The organism is Pseudomonas sp. KH_046_1, from assembly GCF_057839025.1.
In genome coordinates this window covers 1,182,459-1,202,628 of the sequence record NZ_CM174481.1, presented here as the reverse complement: position 1 = coordinate 1,202,628, position 20,170 = coordinate 1,182,459, and the positions used below count along the sequence as shown (strand labels likewise).

Sequence of the window (20,170 nt, the reverse complement as noted above, 5' to 3'; positions counted from 1 at the left end):
CTTTTCTGTGGGAGCGAGCTTGCTCGCGATAGCGGTTTCATATTCAGCATTGATGTTGACTGACCCGCCGCCATCGCGAGCAAGCTCGCTCCCACAGGGATCTTCATATCCATGCACCTGCAGCGTTGCAATCATTGAGTCCGAACCCAAGGAAACCGTATGAGCCTGTCACTCCTGAGCCGCTACGCCTTCTTTGCCGTCTGCGTGATCTTCACCCTCGCCAGCCTGCCTTTTCTTGACTATGACTGGCTCTGGCCGATCACCGCCGTCACCGCTGTCCTCAGCCTGATCGGCCTGTTCGATCTGCTGCAAAGCCCACACGCGGTGCGCCGCAATTACCCGATTCTCGGCAATATCCGCTACCTGGTGGAAGGCATCCGCCCGGAAATCCGCCAGTACCTGCTCGAATCCGACAGCGACGCCCTGCCCTTCTCCCGGGCCCAGCGCTCGCTGGTCTACTCCCGGGCCAAGAATGAAACCGCCGACAAACCCTTCGGCACGCTGATTGACGTGTACCAGTCGGGTTTCGAATTCATTGGCCACTCCATGCGTCCGGCGCCGTTGAGCGACCCGAGCAGTTTCCGGGTGACGGTCGGCGGCCCACAGTGCACCCAGCCCTATTCGGCGTCGGTGTTCAATATCTCGGCCATGAGTTTCGGCTCCCTCAGCGCCAACGCCATCCGCGCGTTGAACCAGGGCGCCAAGCTCGGCAACTTCGCCCATGACACCGGCGAAGGCAGCATCAGCCCCTATCACCGGGAAAACGGTGGCGACCTGACCTGGGAACTGGGCAGCGGCTACTTCGGCTGCCGCACCAACGATGGCCGCTTCGACCCGGAACGCTTTGCGGCACAAGCCCGGACGCCGCAGGTGCGGATGATCGAAATCAAGATGAGCCAGGGCGCCAAGCCCGGCCACGGCGGCATCCTGCCCAAGCACAAGGTCACCAAAGAAATCGCCGAAACCCGCGGCATCCTGATGGGCGAGGACTGCGTGTCACCGTCGCGCCACACTGCGTTTTCCACGCCGATCGAAATGATGCATTTCATCGCACAACTGCGTGAGCTGTCCGGCGGTAAACCGGTGGGCTTCAAGTTCTGCCTCGGCCATCCGTGGGAGTTCATGGGCATTGCCAAGGCCATGCTGGAAACGGGCATCCTCCCGGACTTCATCGTCGTTGACGGCAAGGAAGGCGGCACCGGCGCCGCGCCCGTGGAATTCACCGACCACATCGGCGTGCCGATGCGCGAAGGCCTGCTGTTCGTGCACAACACCCTGGTGGGCTTGAACCTGCGGGACAAGATCAAGCTCGGCGCCAGCGGCAAGATCGTCAGCGCCTTCGACATCGCCAGCGTGCTGGCCATCGGCGCCGACTGGGCCAACTCGGCGCGTGGTTTCATGTTCGCCATCGGCTGCATCCAGTCGCAGAGCTGCCACACCAACAAATGCCCGACTGGCGTCGCCACCCAGGACACCCTGCGCCAGCGCGCGCTGGTAGTGCCGGACAAGGCCCAGCGCGTGTTCAATTTCCACCGCAACACCCTCAAGGCCCTGGCGGAAATGCTCGCCGCCGCCGGCCTCGAACATCCGTCGCAACTGTCGGCCAAGCACCTGGTGCGACGCATGTCGGCGACCGAGATCAAGCTGTTCTCGCAGCTGCACGTATTCCTCAAACCGGGGGAGTTGCTGACCGGCGAAGTGAACGGCGAGTTCTACTCGCGGATGTGGCAGATGGCCCGGGCCGACAGTTTCGAGCCCCATGACATAGCGGCGGCATGACCTCGCCACCCCGATCAAAACCGCGTGTCACCAACGCAGTGTTTTGCTCGGGGCCGGTTCCTTCATCACGATAAAACCGTAATCACCGATCAGGTAAATCCGGTAGAACTGGCTGTCCACCAGCGCCGGATAACCCTGAAAACCGACCCGTGTCGCGTTGCGCCGTTCCCGCTCCGCCACCACGTTGGTGATCCCGGCTTTCGGCAGATTCTCGGCCAGCATGTAAAAGTCGGTATTGAGCAGGTAGTGCAGCACCGGCAACTGCTTGAATGAGCCTGCCGCCGCCACTAACCAATAGTCGGAATAACTCACCGAGATGTAGATCCTCTTGGCCTCGCGCAGCGACTGATGGCTGGCGATGTCGTACGCAAGACCGGCCAGCGCCGTGGACGCAAAGGTTTTCTGCACCGTCAGCACGCGGCCATAGGCGAACGACAGCGACAACATGGCCAGCAGAGGAATCATCAACAGCAGCGGCAGGCGCTCATGGATCGACGCCAGCGCCAGATGCCCCAGGTAGAACAGCAATACCAGCAGCACGGCGAAGCCCATCAAGGTGCGGGCGCCTTCGTTGAAGTCGCGGAAAATCAGCGCGACACCGGACACCAGCAGTGTCACCAAGGGCAATGTCAGCAAGCACATCAGGCCGATCAACAGCTTCTTCGACCCGCCTTCCTGACGCGCTGCTACGTTCAATCCCAACCGCACCGCCCCGGCTATCGCAAGCAACAGCAACCCGCCGAACACCCAGAGCCATCCGCCATGGAACAACAGCACGACTTTTTCCAGGACCCGGACGATGTTGATCTGGATCTGCAGCAAAGGATGCGCCGTCCAATCGAGCAGCAATGTGCGATTCGAGTCCATGAACAGATAAGCACTGACGCTGTAGATCAACCCGCCGAGGATGACCTGGGCGGCTTTCCAGCCCAGCAGGTCACGCCATGGAACCGGGGCCGTTTTATCGTTGGCAGCCCTGAGCAACTCCAGGCAACACAGGCCCAGGAACACATTCAGGCTGACCTGATACAACCCCAGCGCCAGTGCAATCAGGAACGCCGGCACCAGCCATTGCACGCTACGCCACGGGTGACGAAAGGTGATGGCGTAGATCACCGCCACCAGGCTCAGGGCCGTGGTGGGACCGTCGTATTGATAGGACAGGTTCTGCAGGAAGAACGGGCTGTACCAGAGCGGCAACAGCACCAGGCAACAAGCGACGCTTGGCTTGTGAAAGTATTGGAACGTCAGGCTGGTCAGCGCCGACGCCATGGCCAGCGTGGCGATCAACAAGGGCAAGGGAAAGATGTTTGGCGCGGCATGGCTGAAGGTCAGCGCGTTGTAGAACAGCTGGGTGAAGAGTCGGCCCTGCTCGGCCCAGGCCATGCCCGCCGACAGCGAACGCCAGTTGTCATCGATGTAGGGATAATCCGCGAGGATCAACGGCAGGACATACACCAGGGTGGCGAACAGAAAAAACCGCCAGACCTGATGCCGACTGAGCTCGCGAACGAAGAAGTCGCTGAACCGGCCCATGCTAACGCCTGCCCCGGTCTTTACCGCCGACGATGTCTTTGATCACATAGCGCGGCCGGTGCTTGGCCTCGATGTAGATGCGACCGATGTACTCGCCGAGGATGCCGATGCCGATCAGTTGCACGCCGCCGAGAAACAGGATGGCGGTCATCAGCGACGGATAACCGGGGACGCTGTTGCCGAAGAAAACCTTGTCCAGCACCATGTACACCGCATAGAGCACCGCGAAAATCGAAATGCCGCCACCGACGTAAGTCCACAAGCGCAGCGGCACGGTACTGAACGAGGTCACGCCTTCCAGTGCCAGGTTCCACAGCTTCCAGACATTGAACTTGCTGCTCCCCACCACCCTTCCTGGCCGCTCGAACTCCACCACCACGGTGTTGAACCCGGCCCACGACAACACACCTTTCATGAACAGCTGGTGCTCGGGCAGGGAGCGGATCACGTCAACCACCTTGCGATCCATCAACCGGAAGTCCCCGACGTTTTCCTCGATGCGGGTGTAGGCGATGCGATTGAGCACATGGTAGAAAATCGACGCGCTGTGGCGCCTGAGGTAGCCGTCGGCAGCCCGGTTGCGGCGTTTGGCGAGGACCACGTCGGCACCCTTTTGCCATTGCTCGATCAACAACGGAATGACGTTGATCGGGTCCTGCAGGTCGACATCCATGGGAATCACGGCATCGCCGCTGGCGTGCTCCAGGCCGGCAAACAGTGCCGGTTCCTTGCCGAAGTTGCGCGAGAAATTGATCAGCATGACCTGATCGTCCGTCTGGGCCAGTGCCGTAGCCTGTTCGGCCGTGCGGTCGGAGCTGCCGTCGTTGATGAACACGATCTCGACTTCGGCGCCGCTGAGCTTCAACTCCCGTCGCACTGCCTGATAAAACAGGTTGATGGACTGCTCTTCGTTGAACACCGGGACAATGAGCGAGATTTTCATTGATGACGCTCGCGAAACACCACGTATTTGGAATACAGGAAACCGAACACCAGGCTCAACGCCGAAAACAGGACCACCGTGAGCAAACCGTGCAATCGCCAGACGTCGCCCAGATGACCAATCCCCAGGCTCAATGTCCCCATGCCCAACAGAAACAGCAGGTAACCTGCGACCGTGGCACTGGCGGCGAAGGTAAATTGCGCGTTCATGTAGAAGGAAAACGACGCAGCCACGCAAAAGGCCGCCAGGTTGCTGACCGCCTGGCTGAGGCCGACCGCCACGCTCAGCAGGAAAAAGATCTGCCAGTGAATCAGGGTGTTGGCGACCCCGATCACCGTGTAACTGGACAGCCCCTTCCACAACAGTCTCATGTGAGGCTCCCGTTTCCAGTACGTTGCACTCATTATTATTTGAGCCTGTCTACTGTCAGAAATCGCAGGTTTTTGGACCTTTCAGACCAGCGGTTGAGCCTTGGGGCAACACCCGAGACATCCGGTAATATCCCGGTTTTGCAATTGCCCGCGAATCAGTCCACCCTGCGCGCCGCTGCTTGGGCGCGCGGCCTTTGCGCCCGCGGCCAATCCCATTTTCACCCGCTGTTACGAGCCTGCTGTCATGACGTTAGCGCGCGATCACCGGATCGACTTTTTTCGTGGGCTGGCACTGATCTTCATCTTTTGGGATCACGTGCCCCACAACCCCTTGGGGCAAATCACCCTGCGTAACTTCGGTTTCAGCGATGCCGCCGAGGTTTTCGTGTTTCTGGCAGGTTACGCAGCCGTGCTGGCGTACGGCAAAGTCCTGGCGCGCGAAGGCTTTCTGATCGCCTGCGTGAAAATCCTGCGCCGGGCGTGGGTGCTCTACGTGGTGCATATCTTCCTGCTGGCGATGCTGATGGGCATTGTGTTTTTCGCCAACAGCCACGTGGAAACACGGGATCTGGTGGAAGAAATGGGCATGCATCACTTCATCAGCAACCCGCAGCAGGCCTTGATCGATGAACTGCTGTTGCGCTTCAAGCCGAACCTGATGGACCCGTTGCCGCTGTACATCGTGCTGTTGGCGGGCTTGCCCCTGGTGCTGCCGATTCTGGTGCGCAAGGCCTGGGTGGTGGTCGCGATGTCATTGGCGCTGTACCTGATGGTGCCGCTGGCTGGCTGGAACCTGGCGGCCATCAAGGACGGTGTGTGGTATTTCAACCCGGTCGCCTGGCAGTTGCTGTTCGTGCTCGGCGGTGCCGCTGCGATTCACAGCCAGCGCCCGCGCTTGCCCGAGACGCGCCCATTGGTTCGCCAGCCGTTGTTTGTCGGTGCGGCGTTGTATGTCGTGGTCGCCGGTGTGTTGACCGTGCTGTGGCGTTGGCCGGACATACACGATGCCGTGGTGCCGGCGAACCTGCAAAATGTCCTGTACCCCATCAGCAAGACCGACCTGTCGCCTGTGCGCCTGCTGCATTTCCTCGCACTGGCCTACGTCACGGCGAAACTGATTCCCGACAGCGGATGGACGCAAAACTGGCTGGCGCAGCAAAGTTGCCGCATGGGCCGTTTCTCGCTGGAGATTTTCTGTCTGGGCGTGCTGCTGGCGCCATTGGCGGACATGGTCAATGCGTTGACCGACGACGCTGTTGCCATGCAGATCTTCACGGCGCTGGTGGGTGCCGGGTTGATGGCGCTGCTGGCGGCGTGGCTTGAGTTCAACAAGCGGTTGAACCAGACAATCAAAAGATCCCAGCCTGCGGCAGCTCCTACAGAATCAGACCGCATTCCCCTGTAGGAGCTGCCGCAGGCTGCGATCTTTTGCTCTTCAAAACCAAAAAGCCCCGATCCTTTCGACCGGGGCTTTTGTCTTTCAGGCGTTACAACTTACGAAACCGAACGCGCCGCACCTTGCGAAACATTGGTCGGTTGCAGCTTGAACACGTAGAACAGCACCGTCAGCAGCACCAGGAACGCAGGGCCCACATACAGCGCCACGCGGGTGTCCGGGAAATACGCCATCAGGCCGACCACCAGCACCAGGAACGCCAGCGCCAGGTAGGAACTGACCGGGTACAGCCACATGCGGTATTTCAGGCCGGCCGCTTCGCTGGCGCTCAGGCCTTTGCGGAATTTCAATTGGGCCAGCAGGATCATCGCCCAGGTCCAGATCGCGCCGAAGGTGGCAATCGCCGTTACCCAGACAAACACCTTTTCCGGCACCAGATAGTTGAGCAATACGCCCAGCAGCAACGCACCAATCGACAGCAGCAATGCACGACGCGGCACGCCGTTGTTCGAGGTCTTGGCAAAGCCGGCCGGGGCCTGGCCGTTCTGCGCCAGGCTGTAGAGCATGCGCCCGGTACTGAAGATGCCGCCGTTGCAGGACGACAACGCCGCGGTGATCACCACGAAGTTGATGATACCCGCCGCGGTCTTGATGCCCAGCCGCTCGAAAGTCATCACGAACGGACTGCCCTGGGTGCCGATTTCGTTCCACGGGTAGATCGACAGGATCACGAACAACGCGCCGACGTAGAACAGCAGAATCCGCCAGAACACCGAGCCGATGGCATTGGGGATGGTCTTTTGCGGGTTCTTCGCTTCACCGGCGGTCAGGCCGATCATCTCCACGCCGAGATAGGCGAACATCACCATTTGCAGCGACATCAACACGCCTTGCACGCCGTTGGGCATGAAGCCACCGTGGGTCCACAGGTTGGAAATCCCCAGGGCCACGCCGTCGTTGCCGAAACCGAAGGCGATGATGCCGATGCCGCCGAACACCATCGCAATGATGGTGACGATCTTGATCAGGGCAAACCAGAACTCGAACTCACCGAAGGCCTTGACCGCGATCAGGTTGATCGAGCCCATGCTGATCAACGCAGCGAGCGCCCAGATCCAGCGCGGCACGTCGGGGAACCAGATGCCCATGTAGACCGCCACGGCAGTGATTTCCGCGACGCAGGTCACCAGCCACAGGAACCAGTAGTTCCAGCCGGTCAGGAAGCCCGCCAGCGGGCCGAGGTAGTCTTGGGCGTAACGGCTGAACGAGCCAGCGACCGGATTGTGCACGGCCATCTCGCCGAGGGCGCGCATGATCACCAGGATCGCCAGACCGCCAATGATGTAAGACAGCATGATGGCCGGACCGGCCATTTCGATGGCCTTGGCCGAGCCCAGGAACAGGCCGACGCCGATACAGGCACCGAGTGCCATCAGGCGAATATGCCGCTCGCCGAGTTCACGTTTAAGCGGACCGCCCTGAGCGGTCTCGCCGTTGGGCTGGTGATTGCCTACGGGCATAAGGGGCACCTCATCTTGTTGTTGGATATGACCACCGAGCATTGAAGCCACCGACCGATAGGCCAATGGCTTCGTGTAACCGGGCCTGCTTTGTAAGCAGAACCGTCCTGTAGGACAAAACCTGCAAGATCAGCGGGTCGTGCAGTATAAAAAGCTGGTGACAGAGATATTCACTCTATAAATCACAAAATTCAGCCATAAATCCCGGCAAAAACCCGACTTGCGGAGGGGCATCACCTAGATCATGTAGGAATTTTCGCTATTTAAAGGGCGCGGAGTATTGCACAGCATTGGTGCATCGTCATGCCCCTACGAAAGCCGTACTCACTTTCGAAATGGCTCTATTGCGGCCATTACAGGCAACTGCCGCGTTCCCCCCGTGCCAATTGGAGCGAGGGGGATGTTGGATTGCCGAAGTGCCCGTTTGACTGCGAAACTGACCCCTTGATCAGATCCCCCCCGTTGCGTCAAACCCACTGCAAATACCGGACTCTCGATCACAGGAGGCAAGCCCTCCTCATCACAAGTGCTTCAATCAGCCTGATTATCGGTGCGTCCGTGCATCATTTTGCCTTTCACATTTTTTTTCACCCTCGCCAACCACCGTCTAAGCTTCAGTGAAGTCCGATCAATCTGCGTGAATGGATCAGTCGACTATGGGCGCTTTGTGGCAAACCGATTCGAGTAAAACCGTGGTTCCGAATGAATGTGAGGATGAAGCGCCTATTCCTGAAAAACCCCGTCGCTCCAGGCACGGATGGGGAGCGTTCTGGCTATTGCTGTTGATAATCGCGGTTGTCGTGGGGCTTGCCGCCGCGAGGGAGATGCGTACCTCGAAGTTCCAGGCCCAGGAAGTCAGCAAATACGCCGCGTCCCTGAACTATGAGCTCAAACCCGGCCCCAGCGATGCGATTCGCTATCCGGGGGAAGGTCCGTTCGATCGGCGCCTGGGCTACAGCTCGCTGGACGAGTTCCTGCCGCGCCTGATCAAGCGCGATTTCGTCGTCGAGGCGCAAACCCGCTTTTCCCCGGCGCTGTTGAAGTACAGCGACAAGGGCCTGTTCGTGCCTTATGCCGAGAAAATCCAGGCCGGACTGTCAATCACCGATTGCCGTGCAGCGCCGCTGTACCAGTACAACTATCCACAGCAGCTCTATTCAACCTTTGCCTCGATCCCTCCGGTGGTGGTCAACAGCCTGCTGTTCATTGAGAACCGCTTCCTGCTCGACCCCAAGCAACCGCTGGCCAACCCGGCGGTGGACTGGCCGCGATTCGGCATGGCGGCGTGGTCCCAGTTGGCCAAGATGTTGCACGTGCCTGGCCAATCCGCCGGTGGCAGTACCCTGGCCACGCAACTGGAGAAGTACCGACATTCCCCCGATGGCTTGACGATCAACAGCGCGGAAAAAATTCGCCAGATGATTTCCGCTACCGTACGCGCCTATCAGGCCGGTCCCCAAACCCTCGAAACCCGGCAGAACGTGGTTCGCGATTACCTCAACAGCGTGCCGCTGTCGGCCGTACCGGGCCATGGTGAAGTGCATGGCATGGCTGAAGGGTTGCGCGTGTGGTACGGCTCCGACTTCAATCAGGCCAACGAAGCTCTTGCCAGCACCGCGACGGATCCAAAAACCATCGCGGAAAAAGGCCTGGCCCTGCGTGAGATGCTGTCGTTGATGATTGCCCAGCGCCGCCCGTCGCATTACCTGACCAAGGGTCATGATGAACTGGCCGACCTCACCGACAGCCATATTCGCTTGCTGGCACAAAACAATGTAATCGATGCTCAGCTCGCCGCAGCAGCTCTGGCCAGCAAAGTGACCTACCGCGACTGGGCCACCCAGCCGACCATTCAACCGATCGAAACCAACAAGGGCATCAGTGTCGCGCGCAGCCGTCTGGCCGGCATGCTCAACCGTCCGCTGTATGACCTCGACCGCCTTGACCTCTCCGCCACCAGCACCCTGCAAGGCGAGTTGCAAAGCGAGGCCACCGAGTACCTGAAAAAACTCGCCGACCCTGAGTTTGCCACGCAAATCGGCCTGATCGGCGAACGCCTCCTGACCACCACCAGCACCACCCAGGTACGCTACAGCTTCACCTTGTTCGAACTGACCCCGGACGGTTCGCGGGTTCGGGTACAGACCGACAGCACCGACCAGCCATTCGACATCAACGAAGGCAGCAAACTGGAACTGGGCTCCACGGCGAAAATGCGCGTGCTGACCACCTACCTGCAAATCATCGCCGAGCTGCACGACAAATACGCCGGCATGGCCGTTGCGGAACTGAAGAAAGTCGACGTACCGGACCAGGACCGCCTGAGCCGCTGGGCGGTCGATTACCTGATCGAGAACAAGGACCGCGACCTGAAAAAAATGCTCGGCGCAGCCCTGGACCGCAAATACTCCGCCAGCCCCGGCGAGGCGTTTTTCACCGGTGGCGGCCTGCACGTGTTCAACAACTTCCGCAAGGAAGACAACGGCCGGATACCGCCCCTGCGCGACGCCCTGCGCGAGTCGATCAACCTGCCGTTCATTCGCCTGATGCGTGACCTGGTGCGCTACACCACCTACTCCGGCCCGAACAGCAGTGCCGAACTGCTCAAGGACGACCGCGACCCGCGGCGCCAGGAATACCTGGCCGAATTCGCCGACCGCGAGGGCACGTCGTTTCTGCTCAAGTTCTGGAAGAAGTACAAGAACAAGGACACCCAGGACCGACTCGAGACCTTCCTCGACAGCATGCGGCCAACCCCGATCCGCATGGCCGCTGTGCACCGCTACCTGCTGCCACAGGCCAGTCAGGAAAGCTTCAACGCCTTCGTGCGCTCGCACCTCACCGGCGCCAAGCTCACGGAAAAACTCACTGACGAGCGTCTCGTGCGGCTCTACGAGGCCTACGGTCCAGGCTCCTACGACCTGCCGGACCAAGGCTTCATCGCCAAGGTTCACCCGCTGGACCTGTGGCTGATTGGCTACCTGCTCAATCACCCCGATGCCAAGTGGGGCGACATCGTCAAAGCCAGCCAGTTCGAGCGCCAGGAGGTCTACAGCTGGCTGTTCAAAAGCCGGCACAAGGGCGCCCGCGACAGTCGCATCCGCACCATGCTGGAGATCGAAGCCTTCCTCGACATCCACCAGCGCTGGCAGAAAGTCGGCTATCCGTTCGACCACCTGGTGCCGTCGCTGGCCACCGCCATCGGCAGCTCTGGCGACCGCCCCGCCGCCCTGGCCGAATTGATCGGCACCATCCTCAACGATGGCGTGCGCATGCCAACCCTGCGCATCGACAGCCTGCATTTCGCCGCGAACACCCCCTTTGAAACCCAACTGATCAACGACCCGGACGTCGGCAAACGGGTGATGCCATCCGAGGTGGCGACCGCCATGCGCGAAGCCCTTTCACAAGTGGTGGATGCCGGTACGGCCAAACGCGTGGCCGGCAGTTTCAAACTGCCGGATGGCAGCCCGCTGGCCATGGGCGGCAAGACCGGTACCGGTGACAACCGCATCGAGGCCGTCGGTTCCGGCGGACGGATCCTGAGTTCGAAATCGCTCAACCGCACGGCCACGTTCGTGTTCTACATCGGCGATACCCATTTCGGCACCCTGACCGCGTTCGTGCCGGGCCGCTCGGCGGAAAGCTTCACCTTCACCTCGGCGTTGCCGGTGCAGGTGCTCAAGGGCATGGCACCGATTCTGACGCCGTACCTGCAACCGGGCACCCACACGATGTGCCAACCAACCGCGACAACCGAGGCAACCGTCCGCCGCTAGGCAAGGATCGACAGACGCGCCTGCGTGGCGGTAACTATGTATTTTTAACTCCTGGATTTTGCGGGGATCAAGGCGCAACAGACGTCTTTATCAACCTGTTTTTGCGCTTTTTTTGGGGCTGCCGCCTACCTAGACTGTTCGATCCATCCATGATCAACGGACGATCAGGCCATGCACCACCCACATCGAATTTCAGACTCGCTCGCCAACGACCTGGCGGATCAAAGCATTCATTTCGACCTGGTCAGGAAGACCATCCCTTCCTGGCTCTCAGAAGCTTCACTGTCTCGTATCACTGCGCTGAAGACTGACCGCGTGAGCATTCCCGACTGGCAGGCGAACGCTGCACAGGCGCTGCAAGAGCGCTTGAAACAGGGCATCAAACTCGGCTGGACCGCGCAAAACGATGTCGACCGGGCCCTGAGCGAACTGCAGGATGTTTACGCCTTCGCCAAACCCTTGTTGCAACAGGCACTGAAGGACCGCTTCGGCGTTGAAGAGGACGTCGAAGAGATCTGGTTGCGGCTGTATGCACCGGCAAAAACGTCATGGTGGGTGCATGACTTTTCCGGCGGGACCACCAGCCGTACCGTCTCGCTGCTGGATGCTGCCCTGCACAACTTTTCCCGTGACGAGACGTTCACCCAGGACTCGGAGTTCATCACCCGCCCCGACGGACGTGGGCATTTCGGCGTCGTGCATCTCAAGCACAAACTGAGCATCGAGCAGTTCAAATCGTTGTGCCGCGAACTGGACATCGGCGCCCAGTACCAACAACACCTGAACGAATTCCTGCTGCCGCACAACCGCGTGGCCAGCAACGTCCTGCGCCACAAAGTCACCCTCAGCCACAAGACAGCGCTCAACATCGCAGCGCACATGGCGCTGATGAAAAACGACATCGAGCAGGACGCCTTTGATGTGGTGCAGGGCCTGCTCGATGACCGCAAGGACCTGCGCTGGAACGGTCGCTCCATCGACTGCTACAACCTGTCGATGATGGACATCCAACTGACCGGCATCGTCTTGATCATCCCTGATACAAACGCCGCGACCGGCCCCGTTCCCTTGATCGCCTACGTTCCCCATGACCCGCAGCACCCGCTCAAGCAGTACCCGTCGTCGCTAGAATTCATGGCCGAACTGACGCGCCAGTTGCGCGATGCCAGTGCCCCCAAGAGCTACCAACAATTCTTCAGCCAGTTCGTGCCCCATCAGCAGCGCGGACATTTCTTTGCCGGGCTGAACGACCGGCTGAGCAAGGTCAAATGGCAACCGGCTGCGCCCGGTTCCAACCTGCCGAGCTGGCGTGAAACGCCTGTGGATAACCCCAACCTGCAATTTGGCCTGTCGAGCGTCAGGATCGATCGGGAAACCGTTTTCAAAGGCGATCTATGGGGTTACTTCCACCGGCAAAAAATCAACAAGGTGCTCAACGACGCACAGGACATCGCGATTTCCACCGAGTACACCGACCGCATGGCCCGCTGGGCCTGGTGGGATAACCTGGAAAAAATGCTCTCGGACATCCTCAACGCCGCGTTGCTGGTGGTCACGCCGCTGGTGCCCGGCATGGGTGAACTGATGCTGGCGTACACCGCTTATCAACTCACCAATGAAGTGGTCGAGGGCATTGTCGATCTGGCTGAAGGTCGCCTGGCCGAGGCCGGTGAGCAGACCATCGGCGTGCTGGAGAGCATCGTCCAGTTGGGTGCATTCGCCGCCGCAGGCGCGATCGGCAATGTCGCGCGGGCGAAACTCTCGCCGTTCTTCGAAGGGCTCAAGCCGGTGCAATCGACCGATGGCCGGACACGCCTGTGGAACCCGGATCTCGGCCCCTATCAACAATCGGACCTGGCCTTGCCAACAGACGCCAAGCCCGATGCACAGGGGATTTACCAGCATCAAGGGCAACAGATTCTTCGACTGGACGATCAATTGTTCGCCGTGCAAACAGACCCGGTAACCGGACAACACCGCATTCAACATCCACAGCGCCCCGACGCGTATACCCCGAACCTGCGGCACAACAGCCATGGCGCCTGGGTCAGCGAAACGGAGAACCCGCGCGAGTGGGAAGGCACGACATTGATGCGTCGACTGGGCCATACAACCGATGCTTTCAATGACGTGCAACTGGAACGGATTCGCCTCATTAGCGGAACTGAAGAAGCGGCGCTGCGCAGGATGCATGTGGATAACACTCCACCGCCGCCGTTGCTCACCGACACCCTGCAACAGCTGGGTGCAACGGTGAACCCGCCCGTCGCGCTATCTCCCGATATCACCTTACTGTTCAGCGACTTCCCCGAGCTGCCTGCCCAAGTTGTGGAAAACATCATGGCGGGCGCAACACCCTCGGAGCATCAATATATTGAACGAAAGCTTCGGCTCCCCTTGCGTCTCAAAACACAGGCACGAGAGCTCCAGTTCGAAGTGCAATCGGTCCGTGCAGCCCAAGGTCTGTACCTCGATGCATTGAGCAATATCGACACCGAGCGCTTGGCATTCGGAGCGTTGCGACTCCATACAAATATGTTTGGCGACCTGCGCATAGAAATCCGTCAGGGAACACTCGATGGCGAACTTCGTTGCAGTGCCGGGCCCGAGGACGCAACGCAGGTTCGGGTATTGATTCGAGACAATTCGGGGAAATATCAGGTGCGCGATGCCTCGAATCAATCTATCCACGATGCTGATATCTTTTTTGAGGCCCTGCTGCATGCCATGGGCAACGAAGGTAAAAGAGCGTTGGGATACAAACCGGGCGATGCCGAGCAATTCAGGCAGTGGGTCATTGTAAAGTCAGCACCGCCCAGCGAGCGCAGGACTGTCCTCGCCACGCCCCCCATCCGACCGATTGTCGAGCATGAAACGATGCTTTTGGTTCGTGGAGGCGGCCTCAGCAAGGAAGGAAAAACACTGCACGAACGAATTCAGGATCTTCATCCGCACTTCAGCGAGGCTGAGGTTGATACGTTCGCCAACGCCCTGATCGAAAAGGGCGAGCCAATGAAGCTTCTGGAAGAACAAGAAAACGATCTCGACCAACTGCGCAAACTCGTCGATCTCTGGGAGATCCAGTCCGCCGGGCTGGATGCCGATAATCCGATTCCTTTGCGTGGCGTCCGGCAACACATTGCCAAGGGCTTGCTCGACTGTTTTGAGCGAAAAAACACCAATCTCGGTAGCCGTACCGATCCGCACCGTTATGCGCTGGATCTGTCAGAGAACCTGCTGCCCCTGGACCTCGAATCCGGTTGGCCGGAACGACCGCAGCTAAAAAGGTTCCTGGACAAGGTCACGATCCTGAAACTCGACAACACGCGCTTTTCCGGCAAGGCGAACGGCTTGTTGAAAGACTTCCCCAACCTTCGTGAGCTCAGCGCCAGCCGGTGCGAGCTGACAGGCCTGCCGGAACACATTGGCACCATGCATCGGCTGGAACGCCTGCGCTTGAGTGACAACGAGATCGTTCTGGACGCCCCTGCAGTGGAGAAACTTAAGCACCTGACCTATTTGGAAATACTCAAGCTCGATGAAAATCCGTTGGGACGGTCTGTGGACATCTCACTTATGCCCCGGCTGAAAGTCGTAGGGTTGAGAGACACCGTGATCATGACCTGGCCCAAAGGCGTTTTGAGCAATCCCAGACCCCGCGGCTTCCTGCTGGACCTTCGAGACAACCCGATAAGCCTGATTCCCAACGTGGTCTCCGGCACCCCAGAAGCCTGGGTAGTGGGGCGTACCCGGCTGGATGTCGGCAATCTGTCGGAACCGAATCAGTTGCTCTACCAGGAAATCCGCCGCTCAATGGAGCTGCCTCCGGAGCCTATCGTGCCCTCTAACACTCAGGCAGAGCTGATGATCAGCTCGAACTACAGCGCTGACCACTGGAATGATGTGCCTGGCTGGGGCGTCGATCGGGCCAACCTTTGGTCTGAACTGATCGACGAGCCCAAGGCCGAGCGGTTCATGACTGTACTGCTCAACACCAAAGACACTGCCGACTACCGGGCCGGCGGCCGGGCTCAGGATCAATTGCTAAAAAGGGTCTGGCGCATGCTTGATGCCGTGCATGTCGACACCCGCTTGCGGGAAAAGCTGTTCACCATGGCAATCGCCCCCGTGGACTGTGCCGATGCCGGCGCACAGCTGTTCAACCACATGGGCATCAATGTGCTCGCCTCCGAGGCCTACTCGTACTCCATTGATGCGGCAGAGCTTGAGCAGAAACTGGTGACCCTGGCCAAAGGTGCGGCGCGACTGGAACAAGTGAACGACATTGCCCGGGCTGACGTCGCCAGCCGTGGCGGCAATCCTGACGAGGTCGAAATCTATCTGGCTTATCAGACCGGGTTGGCACAACGCCTGGGCTTGCCCTGGCAATCGGAAGGCATGCTCTACCGGCCAGTCTCGGGCGTCACCGACAGCATGATCGATCAGGCATACGACACGGTGCTGGCCTTGGGCGAAGGCGATGGTCTGATCAACAAGATACTTGAACAGGATTTCTGGGAGAGTTACTTGCGTGAAAAGTGGCCTGTTGACACGGAGACGAACAAACATCTCTACCAGAGCAAATACGAGAAACTGGAGGAACTGCGCACGACCCAGTTTCAGTGGCTCGAGTCGACGTCCGACGTTCAGAAAGCCGACCTGCGCAACCGGCTCAGGGAACTCATGAACGATTTGCCCGTTCCAGAGACCGTGGTGTTTGCCGATGAACCCATCAGCGAAGCCAATTTCGACAGGATGCTCTCCGACCTCGGAGACAGTGAAAAGGAGTTGGCCAGACGCTTGACCCGAGCGGCCCTGCGTAAAGCGGGACAATGACCATCCCAACATGACCCGCGGGCGGCCTGACGACTGGCAACAGCGTCAGGCCGCCTGCTTGCCATTGATACTCAGCCCGTCAGACTTCCGAATCCCAGATCACCGTGACACGACCGGTGTACGGGCTCGCGATGTTGGGCTGTTGCAGCATCCACTCCACCTCATACTCCGGCACCTCGAAGTGCAGAACGCCGGGTGCCCTGTCCACATAGAAACCGGGTTGGAATATTTGCGCGCCTTCGGGTCCCCACTTGAGTCGCTGATGCTTGACCGGTTGACCGGACAAATCCGTCAAGCCATTGGGCAGGCTCACGCTGACCCGCAGTTCGACCGGTCGCCTGCCGATTGCATCCTTGATCACGCAATCATAAGTACTCCATCGCTCACACTCGAAATACATTTTGAAACGCGACGACGCTGAAATATGGAAAGTCTGGTCACGGAACAATCGCACCGGTTTGCGTCCCGCGTGCAACCAGCTTTGCCAGCCGCCCGCCGGGACCAGTTGGAGTTTTTCGCCACCGGGAGGAATGTCGACCTTGAGGGTGTGTTGCACATCGAGGTTGAAGTCCAGGGTCAATGCCGAATCGGTCGGCAACAGGACATCGCCGAAATCGAAATCGCCATTGGGTCCGACGCTATAGGTGAGCGAACCGGTATATTGCCCTGAAGCCATGCCCAAGGGATTGGGAGTCTCCAGTTCGTAGCCGAAATCCAGGTAATCGAAACGCAACCAGGGGACGTCGAATTTCGCCTGTTTTGCACATGCACCCACCATGGGCGTTCTCCAGAAGAACAAGTAGAAGTACGTGCCGTAATAACCACTCCCACTGGCCTGGCAGGGTGACGGTGCATACACCCAACTCGCCCCCCACAATCGATTGTGCGCAATCTGGTAGTCATCGGCGCCCCCCACCAGTTCCTTCACATCATCCGTCACGGCCTTCGAGCCAATGCCGGCGATACGCACCCTGACCTTCTGAGGGTCACCGGTGGTTTCGTGATGCACCGTCAGTTCGCGCCATTGCGCCGGGACTTTCAACATTGCCCCTTGCCTGGGGGAAGAATGGTTGGCCGGGATCGGTGCACGGGAATTGAATTGAATCGGCACCTGCAGGCTGAAAAACTGATTCGCCTCACATTGCTGCGGGTAATTCGCGCAATAGCCGCTGGGCGGAGTGGTATTGGTGAACTTGTTGAGGTGCGGACGCGCCGAGTCCGGCTTGAATAACGCGGTGATCGTAGCCACCTGAGCCTCGACCGGGCTTGCTACTGCACAAGCAAGCAAAGCGCCTGCCAACCAACAAAAAGGGCGTGAAACGAAAGAACGCGAGACGTTCATATGAACTCCGTCAGTCTGCCTCACGTCAAGGCGCGGCAGCGGTGAATATCAACTGGACATTGCCGTAGTAATGGCCCGGTTTGTAACCGCCAGCGGGCACTTTCGGCTGGATCTCCAGCGGGAAGCGTCCACCCGCCATGGCCTGCGCCACAGGCACCACTTCTTGCGGTCGTGGGTCATGACTCAATTCCTTGCCGTTGAAGCTGACGCGCAAATAGATGTTCTGGTCGTCGCGCCCGTTGGACAAGTAAGGCTCGGCCTCCAGCCGCGCCTCGATCGCACTGGTGTCGTGCTTGACGTCGAAATTCTTGCGCAGCCCCTCCAGCGTTTTTGTGTGAATGTTCCATGGCAATATCTGTTCGCGATGTATCCAGTTCGTCTCGGCAGGTATCACGTAAAACCCCAGGGTCGGGATATCCACCGACACCTCGAAGGTGCGTTCTTCCCGCGCGGCAAACGCAAGGGAACTCACCAGTGCCATAACACCTGCGCATATGGCGACGGCCAATTGCTTGATCATGTCTGCTACCTGCTACGTCAAAAAATGCCGGGAGCGCGCCAGGGCGACTCGCCTCTGCGGTGTTATTGGCTGGCAATGCGCAGCGTTTTCTTCGACGCGCCCTCGACCAGATTGAAGCGATACTCGCGTCCGGGTTTCTTTTCGAACTCGAAGGTTTTGCCCGCCAGAATGTGATGTTTGGTGACCGGCTCGCACTCGCTTTCATTCTTCAGCGAACAGTTTCGGAACTCATCGATCAGCACCACGGTGTTGCCATTGTTGCGCAGTAGGTAAACACCGGCGCCGTCGTCGATTACAGTGTCGAAGCGACTGTTTTTCGGCCGCACGAAAAACACCGTGCCAAACCCGGTCATCACGTTGACGCCCGCCGACAGGTTCTCTTTGTAGGCGTCCCGTTCTTCAGCCGACACGGCGAACTCATCTTCCTTTTCCGGCACCACCGGCACGAAACGCACGCGAAAATACCGTTCGGTGTCCCGTGAGCCCATGACCAGCAACCGCGTGCCCTGCATGCCTTTGGCCGGCACGATCAGGCGTGCCGGGCTGGCCATCAAGCCATCCCGGCCGCTGCCGTCCGCCTGGCTCTTGACCGGAATTTCACGATGACTGCCATCGGCGTCGTAAACGATTTCCAGGATGTTGACCTTGACGAACGCCGTGCTGTCACCACTGTTGAACACGCGCTTGAGGTAGGTGCTCTTGTCGCTGTCCAGATAGTCGTAAACCGTTCCGACATTGATCTGCGGGCCGGCATTGGCCATGCAGGAAAAAACCACGCAACACATCCACATCATCAAATACTTCATTGTTTCTGACCTCGACCGTTCAAGACAACGCTGCTTGGGGACATTTCATTGGTGCGCACTAAACCTCCGAATCCCAGATCACAACGACAGTGCCGGAGTAGTGTTTGGGCGTGGTTGGCGCGAGTACGATTCCAATTGCATCCTTGTGCAGCTCAAAGTGCAGCGTCCCGTTTTGTCGATCGACATACTGGCTTGGCTGGAATACGACACCGTTTGCCTCTCCTACCTTCAAGAGCTGCTGTCTGACGGGATTGCCACTGCTGTCCATCAACCCCGCGGGCAAACTGACACTCACCACGATGGGAACGAAGATGTTGTTGCCGTCATTTATGTAGCAACTGGTTCCTGGGCCGAACTGACAATCCAGGAACATCTTGAAACGCGACGATGCCGAGATGTGGAAGGTCTGGTCACGGAATATCCGCACAGGCTTGCGCCCCGAGTGCAACCAGTTTTGCCAGCCGCCTTGCGCAATCATCTGGATTTTTTCGCCACCGGGGGGAATGTCGACTTTGAGGGTGTGCTGAACATCCAGGACAAAATTCAGGGTCAGGTCGGGATCGTTCGGCAGCATCACATCGCCCATGTCGAAGTCACCTCCGGGGCCGATGCGATAACTCACGTCCCCCGTATAGAGACCGGATGACATCGTCAACGGATTGGGAGTTTTAAGTTCATAGGAGAAGTCCAGGTAGTCATAAGTCATGGCCGGTATCGGAAAACTCGCAGTCTTGACGCAAGTCCCTTGTACCGGAGTCTTCCAGAAGAACCGGTAGTAGTTGTCCGAATACAGTCCGACACCACTGTAGGTACACGGAGGTGCCGCGTTTACCCAGCCTCCCGCCGGACCGCCCCATAAGGCGCGATGCCCTTCAATGGCTGTCGCGGCACCTGTCAAATTGACCGCGGTATCACTGAGCATGTATCGGGAACCGAAACCGGCAATACGCACCTCGACGGTTTCCATTTCGCCCGTTTCCCTGTTCGTCACCGTTAACGGACGCCACAGGGCCGGAATGCTGAACATCGCACTGTTGCGCGGCGACGCATTGGGTTGCATGGGGCTCGCCGACTCGAAACGCATGGGCAGGCGAATGCTGAAGGTCTCGTTGTCCCGGCATTCACTTGGATAGTCGGCACAATAGCCACTGACCGGCGTTTTATTAACGAACAGATTTCGTTGCGGGCTGGCAGAGTCCGGGGTGAACAGCGCCCGGATCTCCTGATTCACCGCCTGCGCCGAAGGCGCCGCGACGACGGCCAGCATCCCCAACCAGCGACTGCGTCGCAGCAGGCGGGAACATGTAGACGTTGGTTTCATGATCACACTCTCTTGAACATC

Annotated in this window: 12 protein-coding genes; 4 read left to right on the top strand and 8 right to left on the bottom strand. The window is 59.0% G+C overall.

Features of this window, described 5'->3' with window-relative positions; all coding sequences use genetic code 11:
* Positions 1-159: 159 nt before the first annotated feature.
* Positions 160-1,779 carry an FMN-binding glutamate synthase family protein gene (locus tag AC3IT9_RS05340; RefSeq protein WP_489272305.1) on the top strand — a complete coding sequence of 540 codons (1,620 nt, stop codon included), beginning with the start codon at positions 160-162 and terminating at the stop codon, positions 1,777-1,779.
* A 27-nt stretch (positions 1,780-1,806) separates the two neighbouring features.
* On the opposite strand, the gene AC3IT9_RS05335 is transcribed toward AC3IT9_RS05340, so the two are convergent.
* The 3 genes from AC3IT9_RS05335 to AC3IT9_RS05325 are packed head-to-tail and all read right to left on the bottom strand — an operon-like array spanning position 1,807 to position 4,629.
* On the bottom strand, positions 1,807-3,315 hold the full coding sequence (locus tag AC3IT9_RS05335) for a glucosyltransferase domain-containing protein (protein ID WP_489272303.1): 1,509 nt from the start codon (positions 3,313-3,315) through the stop codon (positions 1,807-1,809).
* A gap of 1 nt (position 3,316) precedes the next feature.
* Entirely contained in the window at positions 3,317-4,258 is a 942-nt protein-coding gene (locus AC3IT9_RS05330; RefSeq protein ID WP_489272301.1) for a glycosyltransferase family 2 protein, read from the bottom strand.
* Positions 4,255-4,629 (bottom strand): GtrA family protein, encoded by a 375-nt coding sequence (locus AC3IT9_RS05325; protein ID WP_489272299.1) that lies wholly within the window; start codon positions 4,627-4,629, stop codon positions 4,255-4,257. Before AC3IT9_RS05325 ends, AC3IT9_RS05330 begins: the two co-directional genes overlap by 4 nt.
* Before the next feature lie 244 nt (positions 4,630-4,873).
* Between AC3IT9_RS05325 and AC3IT9_RS05320 the strand changes: the two genes are divergently transcribed.
* Positions 4,874-6,034 (top strand): OpgC family protein, encoded by a 1,161-nt coding sequence (locus tag AC3IT9_RS05320; protein ID WP_489272298.1) that lies wholly within the window; start codon positions 4,874-4,876, stop codon positions 6,032-6,034.
* An 89-nt stretch (positions 6,035-6,123) separates the two neighbouring features.
* Here AC3IT9_RS05320 and AC3IT9_RS05315 read toward each other — a convergent pair whose 3' ends face one another.
* Positions 6,124-7,545: an amino acid permease gene (locus AC3IT9_RS05315; protein WP_223444136.1), complete on the bottom strand. Its 1,422-nt coding sequence runs from the start codon at positions 7,543-7,545 to the stop codon at positions 6,124-6,126.
* A 656-nt stretch (positions 7,546-8,201) separates the two neighbouring features.
* Here AC3IT9_RS05315 and AC3IT9_RS05310 point away from each other — a divergent pair.
* Positions 8,202-11,324: a transglycosylase domain-containing protein gene (locus tag AC3IT9_RS05310; RefSeq protein WP_489272296.1), complete on the top strand. Its 3,123-nt coding sequence runs from the start codon at positions 8,202-8,204 to the stop codon at positions 11,322-11,324.
* A gap of 171 nt (positions 11,325-11,495) precedes the next feature.
* Positions 11,496-16,160: a dermonecrotic toxin domain-containing protein gene (locus AC3IT9_RS05305; protein ID WP_489272294.1), complete on the top strand. Its 4,665-nt coding sequence runs from the start codon at positions 11,496-11,498 to the stop codon at positions 16,158-16,160.
* A gap of 79 nt (positions 16,161-16,239) precedes the next feature.
* On the opposite strand, the gene AC3IT9_RS05300 is transcribed toward AC3IT9_RS05305, so the two are convergent.
* From AC3IT9_RS05300 to AC3IT9_RS05285, 4 genes are all read right to left on the bottom strand, one after another.
* On the bottom strand, positions 16,240-17,502 hold the full coding sequence (locus AC3IT9_RS05300) for a hypothetical protein (protein ID WP_489272293.1): 1,263 nt from the start codon (positions 17,500-17,502) through the stop codon (positions 16,240-16,242).
* A gap of 25 nt (positions 17,503-17,527) precedes the next feature.
* Positions 17,528-18,022, bottom strand: coding sequence for a CS1 type fimbrial major subunit (locus tag AC3IT9_RS05295; protein ID WP_150728074.1), 495 nt, complete (start codon positions 18,020-18,022; stop codon positions 17,528-17,530).
* Positions 18,023-18,084: 62 nt separating this feature from the next.
* On the bottom strand, positions 18,085-18,828 hold the full coding sequence (locus AC3IT9_RS05290) for a molecular chaperone (protein WP_489272291.1): 744 nt from the start codon (positions 18,826-18,828) through the stop codon (positions 18,085-18,087).
* A 58-nt stretch (positions 18,829-18,886) separates the two neighbouring features.
* Positions 18,887-20,095 carry a hypothetical protein gene (locus tag AC3IT9_RS05285; protein WP_489272290.1) on the bottom strand — a complete coding sequence of 403 codons (1,209 nt, stop codon included), beginning with the start codon at positions 20,093-20,095 and terminating at the stop codon, positions 18,887-18,889.
* Positions 20,096-20,170: the final 75 nt, after the last annotated feature.